General features: G+C 66.8%; 13 protein-coding genes. 3 read left to right on the plus strand and 10 right to left on the minus strand.

Annotated features, from left to right (window positions below; all coding sequences use genetic code 11):
• Window positions 1-4 precede the first annotated feature (4 nt).
• From LZ605_RS08670 to grxD, 7 genes are all read right to left on the minus strand, one after another.
• Entirely contained in the window at window positions 5-1,192 is a 1,188-nt protein-coding gene (locus tag LZ605_RS08670) for a PilW family protein (protein ID WP_249844492.1), read from the minus strand.
• Window positions 1,192-1,659 (minus strand): type IV pilus modification protein PilV, encoded by a 468-nt coding sequence (gene pilV / locus LZ605_RS08675; RefSeq protein WP_249844493.1) that lies wholly within the window; start codon window positions 1,657-1,659, stop codon window positions 1,192-1,194. The genes LZ605_RS08670 and pilV overlap by 1 nt, the downstream gene beginning before the upstream one ends.
• Window positions 1,656-2,174: a GspH/FimT family pseudopilin gene (locus tag LZ605_RS08680; RefSeq protein ID WP_249844494.1), complete on the minus strand. Its 519-nt coding sequence runs from the start codon at window positions 2,172-2,174 to the stop codon at window positions 1,656-1,658. Before LZ605_RS08680 ends, pilV begins: the two co-directional genes overlap by 4 nt.
• Window positions 2,175-2,346: 172 nt before the next feature.
• On the minus strand, window positions 2,347-3,735 hold the full coding sequence (gene ppnN / locus LZ605_RS08685; protein ID WP_249844495.1) for a nucleotide 5'-monophosphate nucleosidase PpnN: 1,389 nt from the start codon (window positions 3,733-3,735) through the stop codon (window positions 2,347-2,349).
• 252 nt (window positions 3,736-3,987) lie between these two features.
• On the minus strand, window positions 3,988-7,182 hold the full coding sequence (locus LZ605_RS08690; protein WP_249844496.1) for a TonB-dependent receptor: 3,195 nt from the start codon (window positions 7,180-7,182) through the stop codon (window positions 3,988-3,990).
• Window positions 7,183-7,432: 250 nt separating this feature from the next.
• On the minus strand, window positions 7,433-8,209 hold the full coding sequence (locus LZ605_RS08695) for an SDR family NAD(P)-dependent oxidoreductase (RefSeq protein ID WP_249844497.1): 777 nt from the start codon (window positions 8,207-8,209) through the stop codon (window positions 7,433-7,435).
• Entirely contained in the window at window positions 8,206-8,526 is a 321-nt protein-coding gene (grxD, locus tag LZ605_RS08700) for a Grx4 family monothiol glutaredoxin (RefSeq protein ID WP_057495823.1), read from the minus strand. Before grxD ends, LZ605_RS08695 begins: the two co-directional genes overlap by 4 nt.
• Window positions 8,527-8,646: 120 nt before the next feature.
• On the opposite strand from grxD, the gene LZ605_RS08705 reads away from it, so the two are divergent.
• Complete coding sequence (locus LZ605_RS08705; protein ID WP_249844498.1) at window positions 8,647-9,225, plus strand: superoxide dismutase; 579 nt, start codon at window positions 8,647-8,649, stop codon at window positions 9,223-9,225.
• Between the two features lie 225 nt (window positions 9,226-9,450).
• On the opposite strand, the gene LZ605_RS08710 is transcribed toward LZ605_RS08705, so the two are convergent.
• The 3 genes from LZ605_RS08710 to purE all read right to left on the minus strand — a co-directional run bounded on the left by LZ605_RS08710 (window position 9,451) and on the right by purE (window position 11,553).
• A complete protein-coding gene (locus tag LZ605_RS08710; protein ID WP_107233037.1) occupies window positions 9,451-9,792 on the minus strand; it encodes a carboxymuconolactone decarboxylase family protein in 342 nt (113 codons plus the stop codon).
• A 112-nt stretch (window positions 9,793-9,904) separates the two neighbouring features.
• A complete protein-coding gene (locus LZ605_RS08715) occupies window positions 9,905-11,053 on the minus strand; it encodes a 5-(carboxyamino)imidazole ribonucleotide synthase (RefSeq protein ID WP_249844499.1) in 1,149 nt (382 codons plus the stop codon).
• Window positions 11,050-11,553: a 5-(carboxyamino)imidazole ribonucleotide mutase gene (gene purE / locus LZ605_RS08720; protein WP_249844500.1), complete on the minus strand. Its 504-nt coding sequence runs from the start codon at window positions 11,551-11,553 to the stop codon at window positions 11,050-11,052. The genes LZ605_RS08715 and purE overlap by 4 nt, the downstream gene beginning before the upstream one ends.
• A 58-nt stretch (window positions 11,554-11,611) precedes the next feature.
• On the opposite strand from purE, the gene LZ605_RS08725 reads away from it, so the two are divergent.
• Window positions 11,612-11,881: a Trm112 family protein gene (locus LZ605_RS08725; protein WP_005408847.1), complete on the plus strand. Its 270-nt coding sequence runs from the start codon at window positions 11,612-11,614 to the stop codon at window positions 11,879-11,881.
• The gene (nadC, locus tag LZ605_RS08730; protein ID WP_249844501.1) at window positions 11,878-12,729 is read left to right on the plus strand and encodes a carboxylating nicotinate-nucleotide diphosphorylase; all 852 of its coding nucleotides are present in this window, start codon (window positions 11,878-11,880) and stop codon (window positions 12,727-12,729) included. The genes LZ605_RS08725 and nadC overlap by 4 nt, the downstream gene beginning before the upstream one ends.
• Window positions 12,730-12,771 lie beyond the last annotated feature (42 nt).

Below are 12,771 nucleotides of genomic sequence, written 5' to 3' on the forward strand. Positions count from 1 at the left end.
GGCCTCAGTTGCCGAAGAGGCGGTTTCGAAGGGCGATGGTGGTCTGGTAGACCGTGCGCATGCGACCGTCGGTCGGGGCAGTGAACGTCACCCCCATCGAGATCAGCGAAGCGTTCTGGTCGGCCTGCGGTGCGGCGGATGGATCAGGGCTGGCCATCACCAGGCCGAGCTGCACCGCGCCGACGCGGCGCCAGCCATTGCCGGAAGGAATGGTTGAGGCCTGCACGGTTTCCGCGGTGCCCTGGCGGTCGATGAAACCGGTAGGGTACGGCGTGGTGAGTTCACGGTCCTGGCCATACAGCAGCTGCATGTTCTCCACGCCATCGACCAGCGCCTCCGGCGCGCCGGCCACCAGCGCGCCATTGGGCACGGCACTGAAGCGCACGCGGTACAACGAGGAACGCGCGCTCGCCGCGTCGTAGCCGACGTAGTACAGGGCGCTCTCGGCACGGTGCAGCATCGCCTGGCCGGCCGTGACCGGACGGGTGAAGTTGCCGACGTTGTTGGGTGTCTCGCCGAAGGTGATGGTGCCGGCGGCCGCATCCACCGCGCGGGCCTGGAACACCGTCGCGCTGGCGCAGTCGGCCGCGCCATACAGGCCCGGGTTCGAAACACCGCTCTTGAGTACCGCCAGCCGCGCCTTGTCGAAGGTGAACACCGGCTGCCCGTCGCTGCCTGCGTTGCCGGTGATCGGCACCCCGTCGGGCATCAGGTAACGCAGAGCGATGATGTCGCTGCCATTGACGCGGTTGGGCGTGGCGGCGGCGAACTGGGCCGGCAGCGCCGGCTTGAAGTCGGTGCCGCCGGTCCCCGGCGTGGCGCTCAGGGTCACCGCGTCGCCCGGCCCGGTCGCGGTCGCTTCATAGCCCTGGATCGAGGTCTGGAAATCCAGAGCCGGATGCGGTGCGGCCGCAAACGTGGAGAACAGCGAAGGGTTGTCCGGCGAATTGCGCGCCTGGTCGTTGACGCAGCCGAAATGGCCGGCCATGCGCACTTCACGCTGCAGCGTGTCCATCGCGAAGCGGCTGTTCTCCTGCACACGCGCCAGGCCGTCGGACAGCTGATAGGCCGCGCGTGACGCCGCAAACACCTGCACCACACCCAGCATCACGATCAGGCCGATGGTCAGGGCAATCATCAACTCGACCATCGACAGGCCGGTGGCAGACCGGGGGAAGGACGGCGCGCGCATTACAGGCCACTCCTGGCAGTGAAGGTGGTATCCCCGGCATCGGCTTTCCAGCGCTCGTCACCCCAGCTCACGCTGACCGTGTACTGATCGCCGTTGCGCACTACGCTGCCACTGGCGCCCTCGCCCAGCGCCTTGCCCAGGCGGCAGCGCCAGTCCAGGGTGAAGGCGTCGCGGCTGATGTCCTTGCCGGTGGGCGGCAGGCAGTTCTTGGTCGAGGTGGTCGCCGCATAGTTGCCCACATAGGAGGGCGCCCGCGCGCGGTTCACGCGCAGCTGGTCAAGCATCTCGTAGGTGAGGTTGGTCGCCTGGGTCCGGTAATTGGCGCTCTGCACGAAGCGCACGTTCATGGTCTGCATCAGGGCAAAGCCCAGCAGGCCGACGCCAAGCACGAGGATGGCGATCAGCACTTCGATCAGGCTGAAACCACCCTGCGCGGCACGTGGCGAACGGAAACGGGGCGCTTTCACTTGCAGTCCTCCTTCAGCAGCCGGACCTGCCCGGTCGGCGAGATGCGCAGCGTTCGTTGCAGCGGCTGCTTGCCGCAGGTGTCCGGGCGCAGGGTCAGATCCAGGCTGGCGTCCGCGCGGTTGCGCCCGCGCGGATCGAAACTCACCGACAGGTCCGGCGTGCCCACTGCGCTCACGCCCGGTTTGCCGGCGCTGTAGCGCAGCACGGTCTCGCCGGCGCTCAGGCCACCGTCACCATTGCGGTCTTCCCAGACCAGCCAGCCCTCGGCCCAGCTCTTGCCGTCGCAGGCGCTGCCGGCAGTGGAGGCGCAGACGCCGGCGCCGCGGCGGTTGCGCACCGCCTCGCTGCGGGCCAGCGACAGCGAGGCAATCAGCTCGTTGCTGGTGGTCGCGATGCGGTTGGAGCGGATCGTGCTCTGGAAGCTGGGAAAGGCGATCGTGGCGAGCACGGCCAGAACCATGACCGTCACCATCAGCTCAACCAGCGTGAAGCCGTTTTCCCGGCGCAAAGACATTGGACGCTCCCCAGCGTGTTGATGGCCACGATGGGCCATCCCCCTGCCCCCGGCAAGCGGCGGCAGGACGAACGGTCAATCCGGGGCGACAGGCGTCAAAGGGTTGACAGACCCTGCCCTGCAGGCCGCCCGCGATGGGGTCGGAGCCCGGCGGGATCCGACCCCTGGCGTGTCAGGCCAGCACCTGGTAGCAGGGCTGGTATTCGCCGGAGATCTTCATCCGGCGCTGCTCGACGAAGGCGCGCAGCAGCGCATCCAGCGCCTGCATCATGTCCGTGTCGCCATGGATCTGGAATGGGCCGAACTGCTCGATGCGGCGCATGCCATCTTCCTTCACGTTGCCGGCCACGATGCCCGAGAACGCCCGGCGCAGGTCGGCCGCCAGCGCATGCGGTGCACGCCCGTGGTGCAGGTCCAGCGCGGCCATCGCCTCATGGGTGGGCACGAACGGCTGCTGGTACTCCCACGGAATCTCGATGGACCAGTTGAAGAAGAACGAATCCTTCTGCGCCAGGCGGTGCTCGCGCACGCGCTTGATGCCGCTGGCCATCTTCTTGGCCACCGCGACCGGATCGCCGATGATGATCTCGTAGCGTTCGGCGGCCGCATCGCCCAGGGTCAGGCGGATGAAACGATCGATCTGCTCGAAGTACGGCGCCGCCACGGTCGGTCCGGTCAGGATCAGCGGGAACGGCAGATCCTTGTTCTCTTCGCGCAGCAGGATGCCGAGCAGGTACAGGATCTCTTCGGCGGTGCCGACGCCACCGGCGAACACGATGATGCCGTGGCCGATGCGGACGAAGGCCTCCAGCCGCTTCTCGATGTCCGGCATGATCACCAGGTGGTTGACGATCGGGTTCGGCGACTCGGCGGCGATGATGCCCGGTTCGGTCAGGCCGATATAGCGGGTGACCGTCCTGCGCTGCTTGGCATGGGCGATGGTGGCGCCCTTCATCGGGCCCTTCATGGCGCCCGGGCCGCAGCCGGTGCAGATGTCCAGACCGCGCAGGCCCAGCTCGTAGCCGACCTGCTTGGTGTACAGGTATTCGTCGCGCGAGATCGAGTGGCCGCCCCAGCACACCACCAGGTTCGGGTCACCCGGGTTGAGGATGCGTGCGTTGCGCAGCAGGCCGAACACCGCGTTGGTGATGCCCTCGGACGATTCCAGCTCGGCCGCGTAAGCCGGGCCCATCTCGATGGCCATGTAGGCCAGGTCACGCACCACCGCGAACAGCAGCTCGGCCACGCCGCGGATGATCTCGCCATCGACGAAGGCCATCGCCGGCGCGTTGGAAAGATCGATGCGTACGCCGCGATCCTGCTGCGCCACCTGGATGTCGAAATCCGGATAGAGATCGCGCGCCGCGCGCGGATCGTCCGAGGCACTGCCGCTGGTCAGCACCGCCAGCGCACAGCGGCGCAGCAGTTCGTGCATGCCGCCGGCGGAGGCATCGCGCAGCCGTGCGACTTCAGCGCGCGAGAGTACGTCCAGCCCGCCGCGCGGGTAGATCCGTGCATCCTGCACCGGCAGCGCACGGGCCGCCTTTTCGTTCGTGGTCATGTCCAATTTTTCGCTTCCTTCAAGGTTTCCGACTGTACTGCCGCCCCCTTAAAAAGCAAAACGGTCGGGAAGCCCGACCGTTGGATGTGTGCCGACCGCGCTCACCGTTCCGGGACCGCTCTGCGGCGTTGGCGCCGCGCACATTTCTGGATGCTACGCCGTTGCCCACCGACCTGCAAGGACTTTCGGCGCAAAGGAAAACGGCCGGGTTTCCCCGGCCGTTTCCGTCTACAGCGTGGCTACATCAGTGCATCAGAACTGGTAGCGGAAGCCCAGCTGCAGCGACCACTGCGAGACACCGGCATCGAAGCCGTCGGCATCCTGGTTGGCCACGCTCGGGGTGTCCGCGCCGGTGAAGTTGTACACGTACTTGCCCTGGTACAGACCCTGCAGGGTCGCAACACGGCTGTTGGCGTAGAAGCCGTAGTCGTAGATGTTGCCCCACTTCTTGTTCAGCATGTTGCCGACGTTCTGGATGTCGACCCAGATCTCCGACTTGTGCCCCTTCATGAAGCCCGGCAGCTGCTGGCTGATGCGCACGTCGAAGGTGTTGATCCAGCCGGTACGGAAACCGTTGGCCGGTGCCACGCTGCCAGCGTACTTCTCCAGCTGCGGGTTCTGTGCCAGCCAGGCGAAGAACTTCTTCTCCATGTCAGCATCGGCAACGAACTGGCCACTGGCGTTCAGCGCGCCGAACAGCACTTCACCGCGCTGCGGCACGTAGAACAGGTCATTGCCCGAACGGCCATCGCCATTGGCATCGTTGGCATAGATGTAGCTGAACGGACGACCGCTGCGGCCTTCATACACCAGGCCCACCTTGGTTTCGTAGTCGCCGAAGAACTTGTGCTTCCAGTTCAGCGAGCCCGACAGGCGGTCACGGATCTGGTAACGCGAGGTGGTCAGCTGATCGGCGTTGGCGTCGAAGGCGTACTGGTAGCCCCAGCCGGAACCGGCGGTGGAGCTGGTCAGCGAACCCACTTCCTTGGCATCGGTATAGGTGTAGCCGATGTTCCAGGACCAGTCGCTGTCATTGCTCCACGGCTTGGCCAGCGAGAAGGTGGCCTGCGAGGTGCGACCCTTGTCGGTGTTGTTGATCAGGTAAACCGCGTCGAAGTCACCGTTGGCGCGGTTGCGCACGTCACCGGTGGCCCACAGGCGGCCGTCGGCAGCCGGGTTGTAGTAGTTGACGCGACCGTCGGCACCGACCTGGCGACCCTGGCCCAGGTTCAGGTGCTGGTAGTACAGACCGTCCTTGACCTTGGTGACCAGCAGTTCAGCCGACGCCACGATGCCGTACCACGGCAGTTCGTGATCCAGCGCGATGTTGGCCTTGTAGATCGACGGCAGCTTGAAGTCCTTGCCGACGAAGCTGACGTTCTGGCGCGCCAGACCCGGGGTGGACGGGACCGGCTGGTTGTCCTTGTCCGCGTTGAACTGCTGCCCGTTGTAACGGGTGAGGTTGTAGGTGGTGTAGTTGAAGCCAGTGGTGGAGTAGCTGTTGCTCAGCCACACCTGCGGAGCGTCACCCTGGAACAGGCCCACGCCGCCGCGCAGCTGGGTCGGACGCTCGGTGTCGAAGGTGTAGTTGAAGCCCAGGCGCGGCTGGATCAGGAAGCTGCCACCAAACACCTTGCTGTTGTCATAGCCGAAGGCGTTCAGCGCCTTCTGGTTGAAGGTCGGCGACGGGCTGGTGTCCGGACGGTCAGCGCGCACGCCCATGGTCAGGGTCAGGTTGCTGTTGACATACCAGGTGTCCTGCACGAACAGCGCCAGGTTGCTGAACTTGTAGTCAGCAGCGATCGAACCCGGCTGGTTTTCCTTGTTGTACAGGTAGGTCTGCCAGACACCGTTCTGGAAGTTGTCCAGGCCGTAGAAGGTGTAGGTGCCCCACGAGTTGGCGCCGAAGTAGTTGTAGATGTCGTTGGTGTCGTAGGAGGCACCGAACTTCAGGTCGTGGTCGCCCAGGGTCCAGGTCGCTGCGGCGTAATAGTTCCACGCCTTGGTCTTCAGGATGTTGTCCTGCGAGTTGGCTTCCGTACCCAGGTACAGCGAGTCACCCTGCGGGGTGGTGGCATTACGCGGGAAGTAGATACGGATGCTCGGGGCATTCGTCGGCACGTCACGGATCGAGGAGAACTCGCGGTACGAGGCCTTCAGCTCGGTCGAGAAGGTGTCGGTCCAGTCGCTGAACAGCTGCGCGACGTAGCTCTCGTTGGTCTTGCCCTGCTGGTACCAGTACGAGCTCAGCGACGCGGCCGAAGTCGAGTTCATGCCATTGATGCGCAGCTTGCTCTGGTCGATCTTGCTGTAGCGGATGTTGGCACGGTGGTTGTCGCTGATGTTCCAGTCCAGCTTCAGCGCGTACTCTTCCATGGTGGTGTCGCCGTTGCTCTCGGTGCCGCCGGCCTCGAAGCCGTAGACGTCCCGGGCAATCTGCTGCGCGCGCGCCACATCAGCGGCGTTGAAGTTGGCATTGGCCTTGCCCAGCGCGGTGCCGGAGATGTCGGCGCCCGGAGCGGCCTGCTCGAACTTCTCGTAGTTGGCGAAGAAGAACAGCTTGTCCTTGACCAGCGGACCACCCAGGGTCATGCCGTAGGTCTTTTCCTTGGTGAAGCCCTTGAACGGCTGGCCTTCCGGGTTGTCGCCGAACCAGTCGCCATCACGGTAGGTGCCGTACACCGAACCGTGGAATTCATTGGTACCCGACTTGGTCACCGCGTTGACGGTGGCGCCGGCGGCAGCAGCGATGCTGACGTCGTAGTTGGACAGGTTGATGTCCAGCGCTTCGATGGCTTCCATCGCGACCGGCTGACGGCGGGTCGGCATGTTGTTGCCTTCCAGGCCGAAGGTGTCGCTGGCCGACACGCCGTCGATGTTGATCGAGTTGAAGCGCGGGTTCTGGCCGCCGGCCGAGATCGAGCCCGAGGCGCGATCGATGAAGGTCACGCGCGGATCCAGGCGCATCAGATCCTGGATGTTGCCGCCGATGGACGGCGCAACTTCGATCTGCTGCTGGCTGATGTTGGTGCCCGAGCCCATCTTGGTGGCGCTGAACACTTCCGAGCCGCCGCCGACAGCGGTGACCTGCACGGTGTCCAGGTTGGTCGCGCCGGTCAGATCGCCGGTCAGCGTCGCGTTGATGGTGCCGGTCTGGTTCACGCCCAGGTAGACGCCATCTTCGGTCTTGGTGCCTTCACCCGGCTTGGTGATGGTGATGCTGTACGGACCACCCACGCGCAGGCCGCGCGCGTTGTATCGACCGGCCGCATCGGTGGTCGCACGCGAAACGGTGCCCGACTCGGTATGGGTGATGGTGACTTCAGCGCCAGCGACGGGCTGGCCGCCGCGGGTCACGACCTGGCCGCCGACACCGGCAGAGGTGCTCTGGGCGAAGGCGGGAGCGGCAGCAAGTGCAGCCACGAGACCAAGGGTAAGCTTGGACATCCGGAGTGGGTGGGTCATTTTTCGGTAGCCTCGATGCGAGTTGGCGATGGCGGAAAAAAAGCGCATCCAAACAGCCCTGCGGGTGGCTGGTCGGAGAGTTATCTGGGGTTCCCTACCGCCTGGCTGAAGGCAGCCATAACGGTTAACACTAGATTAACACGCTACGCCTTCAATGTGACGGTTGTGCGACAAACGGCACCGGATCGCAACGCAATCGTGACGGGATCTTCATTCCGCCTTACGGCCACCTTCACACAGCGGCCGGGTCACCGCTGGCATCGAGGATCTGCCCCCGCCAGGCGCCACCGGCGCCGGACAGCAGGGTCACAGCCGCCGCTGCGGCGGCCTCCGGGCCTTGCGCAGCCGGATCCTGGTCGACCGAGTAGGCGCGGGCCCGCAGGGCCGTGCGCAGGGGGCCGGGATAGAGGCCACTGACCCGCACCGGGCTGCGCCCGAGTTCGTCATGCAGGCTGCCGATCAACCCGCGCAGGCCGTGCTGGGCCACGCCGTAGCCGCCCCAGTAGGCCTGCCCGACCCGTTCGGGCGCATCCACCGCGAACACCAGGGCCGCATCCTCGCGCTGCCGCAGCAGCGGCAGGCAGGCCTGCGCCAGCCAGGCCGGGGCGGTCAGGGTGACATGGAGGGCACGGGCGAAGCTGGCCGGATCGGCCAGTTCGAACGGCGTCAACCCCGGGAAATGGGCGGCACAGACCAGCACGCCGTCCAGCCGCCCCAGCTCACGCTGCAGGGCCTGGGCCAGCTCGGCATAGTCATCGGGTCCGGCCCCTTCCAGGTCCAGCGGGTACAGCAGGGGTTCGGGGCCAGCGGCCTGGACCTGGGCATAGACGCGATCCAGCCGGCGCGGCTTGCGCCCCAGCAGCACCACGGTCGCGCCGGCTGCGGCGGCCGCGACCGCCGCAGCGCTGCCCAGGCCGCCGCCGGCGCCGGCCACCAGCACCACACGGTCCTGCAACGGGCGGCCATCGAGCGCCCCCTCCGTCGGTGACGTCGATGGCTTGGCACTCATCCCTGCGTGGCCTCTTCGACGATGCGCTTGAGCTCGCCGGATTCGAACAGCTCCATGACGATGTCGCAGCCGCCGATCAGCTCGCCGTTGATGAACAGCTGCGGGAAGGTTGGAAGATTGGAGAAGCGCGGCAGGTTGGCACGGATCTCCGGCTCTTCGAGCACGTTGACGGTGCGCAGGGTCACGGCACCGGCGGCCATCAATGCCTGCACGGCGCGGCTGGAAAAGCCGCACATCGGGTACTGCGGAGAGCCCTTCATGAACAACACGAGCGGGTAACGATCGACCTCGGCCTGGATTTGCTGCATTACCGCCACAACCTCACTCCTTGCTTCGCCGGACAAACCGACCGTGATGGTCGGCTAGACTGCCCACGGTAGCCGCCATTGTAAGCCGATGGAACCAGCTGCCGCCGCCCCCTGGCCACGAACCTGTCCATGCCCGTCGAATTGCCCGCCCTGCCCTACCTCTCCGGCTCCCTGCAGCCGCACCTGTCCGCCCAGACCGTGGAGCTGCACCACGGCCGGCATCACCGCGCCCATGTCGATGCGGTCAATGCCGCCATCCTCGGCACGGAATGGGAAGAAGCCCCCCTGGAAGACATCGTCCGCCACAGCCAGGGCGCGCTGTTCGACGCAGCGGCGCAGGCCTGGAACCATGGCTTCTACTGGCAATGCCTGCGCCCGCGGGGCGGCGGCGAGCCGCAGGGCCGCCTCGGCGAGCTGATCAAGCGCCAGTTCGGCGACCTGCAGCGACTGCGCGAAGAGTTCAACCGCACCGCACTGAGCCTGTTCGGCTCCGGCTGGGTATGGCTGGTGCAGCACCCGGGCGGGCAGCTGGGCATCCAGGCGACCCGCAATGCAGGCACCCCACTGACCGGCGAAAGCACGCCACTGCTGGGCTGCAATCTGTGGGAACACGCCTACTACACCGACTACCAGAACGACCGCGCGCGTTATCTGGACGCGTTCTGGCAACTGGCCAACTGGGAATTCGCAGAGAGCCAGCTGCGCTGAGGCAACAACCCGGCTCTATCGGAAAGCAGCGGCTGGCGCCCTGTTTCAACGCGGAATCCACGCGCACGGTCTGGACGCGTTCTGACAACGGGTCAGCCGGGAGTTCACCGAAGCCCGCCATCAGGTAGTGCCGGCCGCTGGCCGGCAACCCCGTAGGCGCACAGAGAAGGCGGATCTGCCGGCCAGCGGCCAGCGGCCGGCACTACCGGAAAACAGAACGGTGCCTCACGCGTTCTCGTGCGCCGCCACCGCGTCCATCACCCGCGCCGAATACACCAGCGCCGCACCGGCATTGAGCGATACCGCCACACCCAACGCTTCTGCGATTTCCTCGCGGCTGGCGCCCTGCTTCAACGCCGCATCCACGTGCACGGTGATGCAGCCATCGCAGCGGGTGGTCACCGCCACCGCCAGCGCGATCAGTTCACGGGTCTTGGCATCAAGGTGATTGGTCTGGGCACCCGCGTTGGACAGGGTGGCATAGCCCTTGAGCGTATCCGGCGAGAGTTTGCCGATCTCGCCGATGCGGCCCTTCAGTTCCTTGCGGTAGGCATTCCAGTCAAGCATGGTCGTGACTCCTGTGAAAGGAGCTCCACGCTATCACCGGCAGTGTTGCGCCGATGCCTGCACCGGCGCGTCACAGCGTTGCAATGCCGGCCAGCGGCCGGCACTAGCGGGCTCAGCGGTGGCGCAGCGCGTGCACCGCCGGCGCCACCTGCGCCTGCCGGTCCAGCTCCAGCCCGACCTGCTCCAGCGCGTCTGCCAGTGCAGCGGCATCGTCGTCGCGCAGCGTGGCGTGGCCGACCTTGCGGCCTTCGCGCGGCTGCTTGCCGTAGTCATGCCAATGGCCGCTGGCCTGGCCCAGCACCGGCAGCGGATCGGGCATCGCCCCCAGCCAGTTCAGCATGCAGGCGTGGCCGAGCATGCGGGTGCTGCCCAGCGGCAGGCCCAGCACGGCGCGCAGATGGTTCTCGAACTGCGAGGTCTCGCTGCCTTCGATGGTCCAATGGCCGGAGTTGTGCACGCGCGGCGCCATCTCGTTGGCCAGCAGTTCGCCATCACGGCAGAACAGCTCCAGCGCGAACACGCCGACATACTGCAGATGCTCGGCGACGCGACGCGCATAGCCGACCGCGGCGTCGTGCTCGGCGGCGGACAGCACCGCCGGCGCCACGCTGGCCGACAGCACGCCGTCGACATGCCAGTTGCCGGTCACCGGCCAGGCCAGGAAGCTGCCATCACGGCCACGCACGGCGACCACGCTGACTTCGCGCTGGAAGGCGACAAAGCCTTCCAGGATCAGCCCGGTGCGCTCGACCTGGGCTCCGAGCGCCTCCCATGCGGCGTCGATGTCGGCCGTGCTGCGCAGGCGGAACTGGCCCTTGCCGTCATAGCCCAGGCGGCGGGTCTTGAGGATGCACGGCAGGCCAAACTCGGCGGCCTTGGCGGCCAGTTCGTCACGGCTGCGGATATCGGCGAAGGCGGGCAGTGGAATGCCCAACTGCTGGAACAGGGTCTTCTCGCTCAACCGGTCCTGGGCCACGGCCAGCGCCGACGGCGGCGGGTAGACCGGCACCTGTTCGGCCAGCCACTGCGCACTGTCGGCCGGCACGTTCTCGAAATCGAAGGTGACCACATCCACCTTGGCGGCGAAATCTGCCAGCGCCTGGCGGTCGTCGAAGGCGGCGACGGTGAGCGGGGCCAGCGGCCCGCTGCAGGCGTCAGCGGCCGGGTCGTACAGCTCAAAGCGCAGCCCCAGCGGTGCACCGGCCAGTACCATCATGCGGGCGAGCTGGCCGCCGCCCAGAATGCCGACGGTCAGACTCATTGGCGCGGATCGTCGTGAGCCATCACGTCTTCGGTCTGGCGCGCACGGAAGCCATCGAGCGCCTGGCCGATCGCCGGCTGGTCGCTGGCCAGCATCGCCGCGGCGAACAGCGCGGCGTTGGACGCGCCGGCATTGCCGATGGCGAAGGTCGCGACCGGGATGCCGGCCGGCATCTGCACGATCGACAGCAGCGAGTCCATGCCGTTGAGGGCCTTGGACTGCACCGGCACGCCCAGCACCGGCACGGCGGTCTTGGCGGCGATCATGCCCGGCAGGTGCGCGGCCCCGCCGGCACCGGCGATGATCGCGCGCAGGCCGCGCGGGCCCGCGTGCTCGGCGTAGCTGAACAACACATCCGGCGTCCGATGCGCGGACACCACCTTCACTTCGAACGGAACACCCAGGGCTTCAAGCTTCTGGGCGGCGTGCTGCATGGTTTCCCAGTCGGAACGGGAACCCATGACGATGCCGACAAGCGGCGCGATCGGGTTGGGGGTCATTGGCCGTCACCTGCCTTAAAGACGTATTCTAGCCGTCTTCCACGCAAGACGAAGAACCATGGATCGCAAGCTGCTCGACCTGCTGGTGTCGCCGGACACCCGCCAGCCCCTGTCCCTGCTGGATGGCAAGGGCCTGGAAGCCCTCAACAAGGCCATTTCCGCCGGCGCGGTGAACAAGGCCGATGGCAACCCGCTGGCGCAGCCGCTGCGCGAGGCGCTGGTCACCCGCGACCGCAAGCAGGTGTTCCGCGTCGACGACGGCATCCCGGTGCTGCTGGCCGAGGAAGCCATCCCGACCGCGCAGATCGCCGACTTCCCGGCCGCATGAGCACGCATCCGGCGCCGGATGCGGCCGTGGTCGCCGCCGATGTCGCGCGCGCGCTGGCCGAGGATCTGGGCAGTGGCGACGTCACCGCCGCCCTGCTGCCCGACCAGGCCGACAGCGCCTATCTGCTGTGCAAGCAGGACGCGGTGATCGCCGGTCGCCCCTGGTTTGACGCCACCCACCGCGCGCTCGATCCGGAGGTGCGCATCGAGTGGCGCGTTGCCGAGGGCGACACGGTCACCGCCGGCACCGTGCTGGCCCTGCTGCACGGGCGCAGCCGCAGCCTGGTCAGTGCCGAGCGCACCTCGCTGAACTTCCTGCAGACCCTGTCCGGCACCGCCACCACCACCGCCCGCTACGTGGCCGCGGTGGCCGGCACCGGCACGCGTATCCTCGACACCCGCAAGACCCTGCCCGGCCTGCGCCTGGCGCAGAAATACGCGGTGCGGTGCGGCGGCGGCGAGAACCACCGCTTCGGCCTGTACGACACGGTGATGCTGAAGGAGAACCACATCCGCGCCGCCGGTTCGCTGGCGGCGGCGGTGGCTGCCGCGCGCCGCCAATGGCCGGCATTGCCGCTGGTGGTCGAAGTGGAAGATCTGGCGCAGCTGCGGCAGGCGCTGGAAGCCGGCTGCGAGCGCATCCTGCTGGATGACTTCAGCCCGGATCTGCGCCGCGAGGCAGTACGCATCACCGCCGGCCGCATCCCGCTGGAGGTGTCCGGCAGCGTGGGCCTGGGCGGGCTGCGTTCGATTGCCGAGGATGGCGTGGACTGCATTTCCATTGGTGGCCTGACCAAGCATGTGCAGGCCATTGATCTGTCGTTGAAGCTGGGCCCGACGCCGGGTTGAGGCCGGGCTTGGGGTCAGATCCCTTTTCCCATGGAAAAGGGA

The organism is Stenotrophomonas maltophilia (assembly GCF_023518235.1).
Taxonomy (GTDB): domain Bacteria; phylum Pseudomonadota; class Gammaproteobacteria; order Xanthomonadales; family Xanthomonadaceae; genus Stenotrophomonas.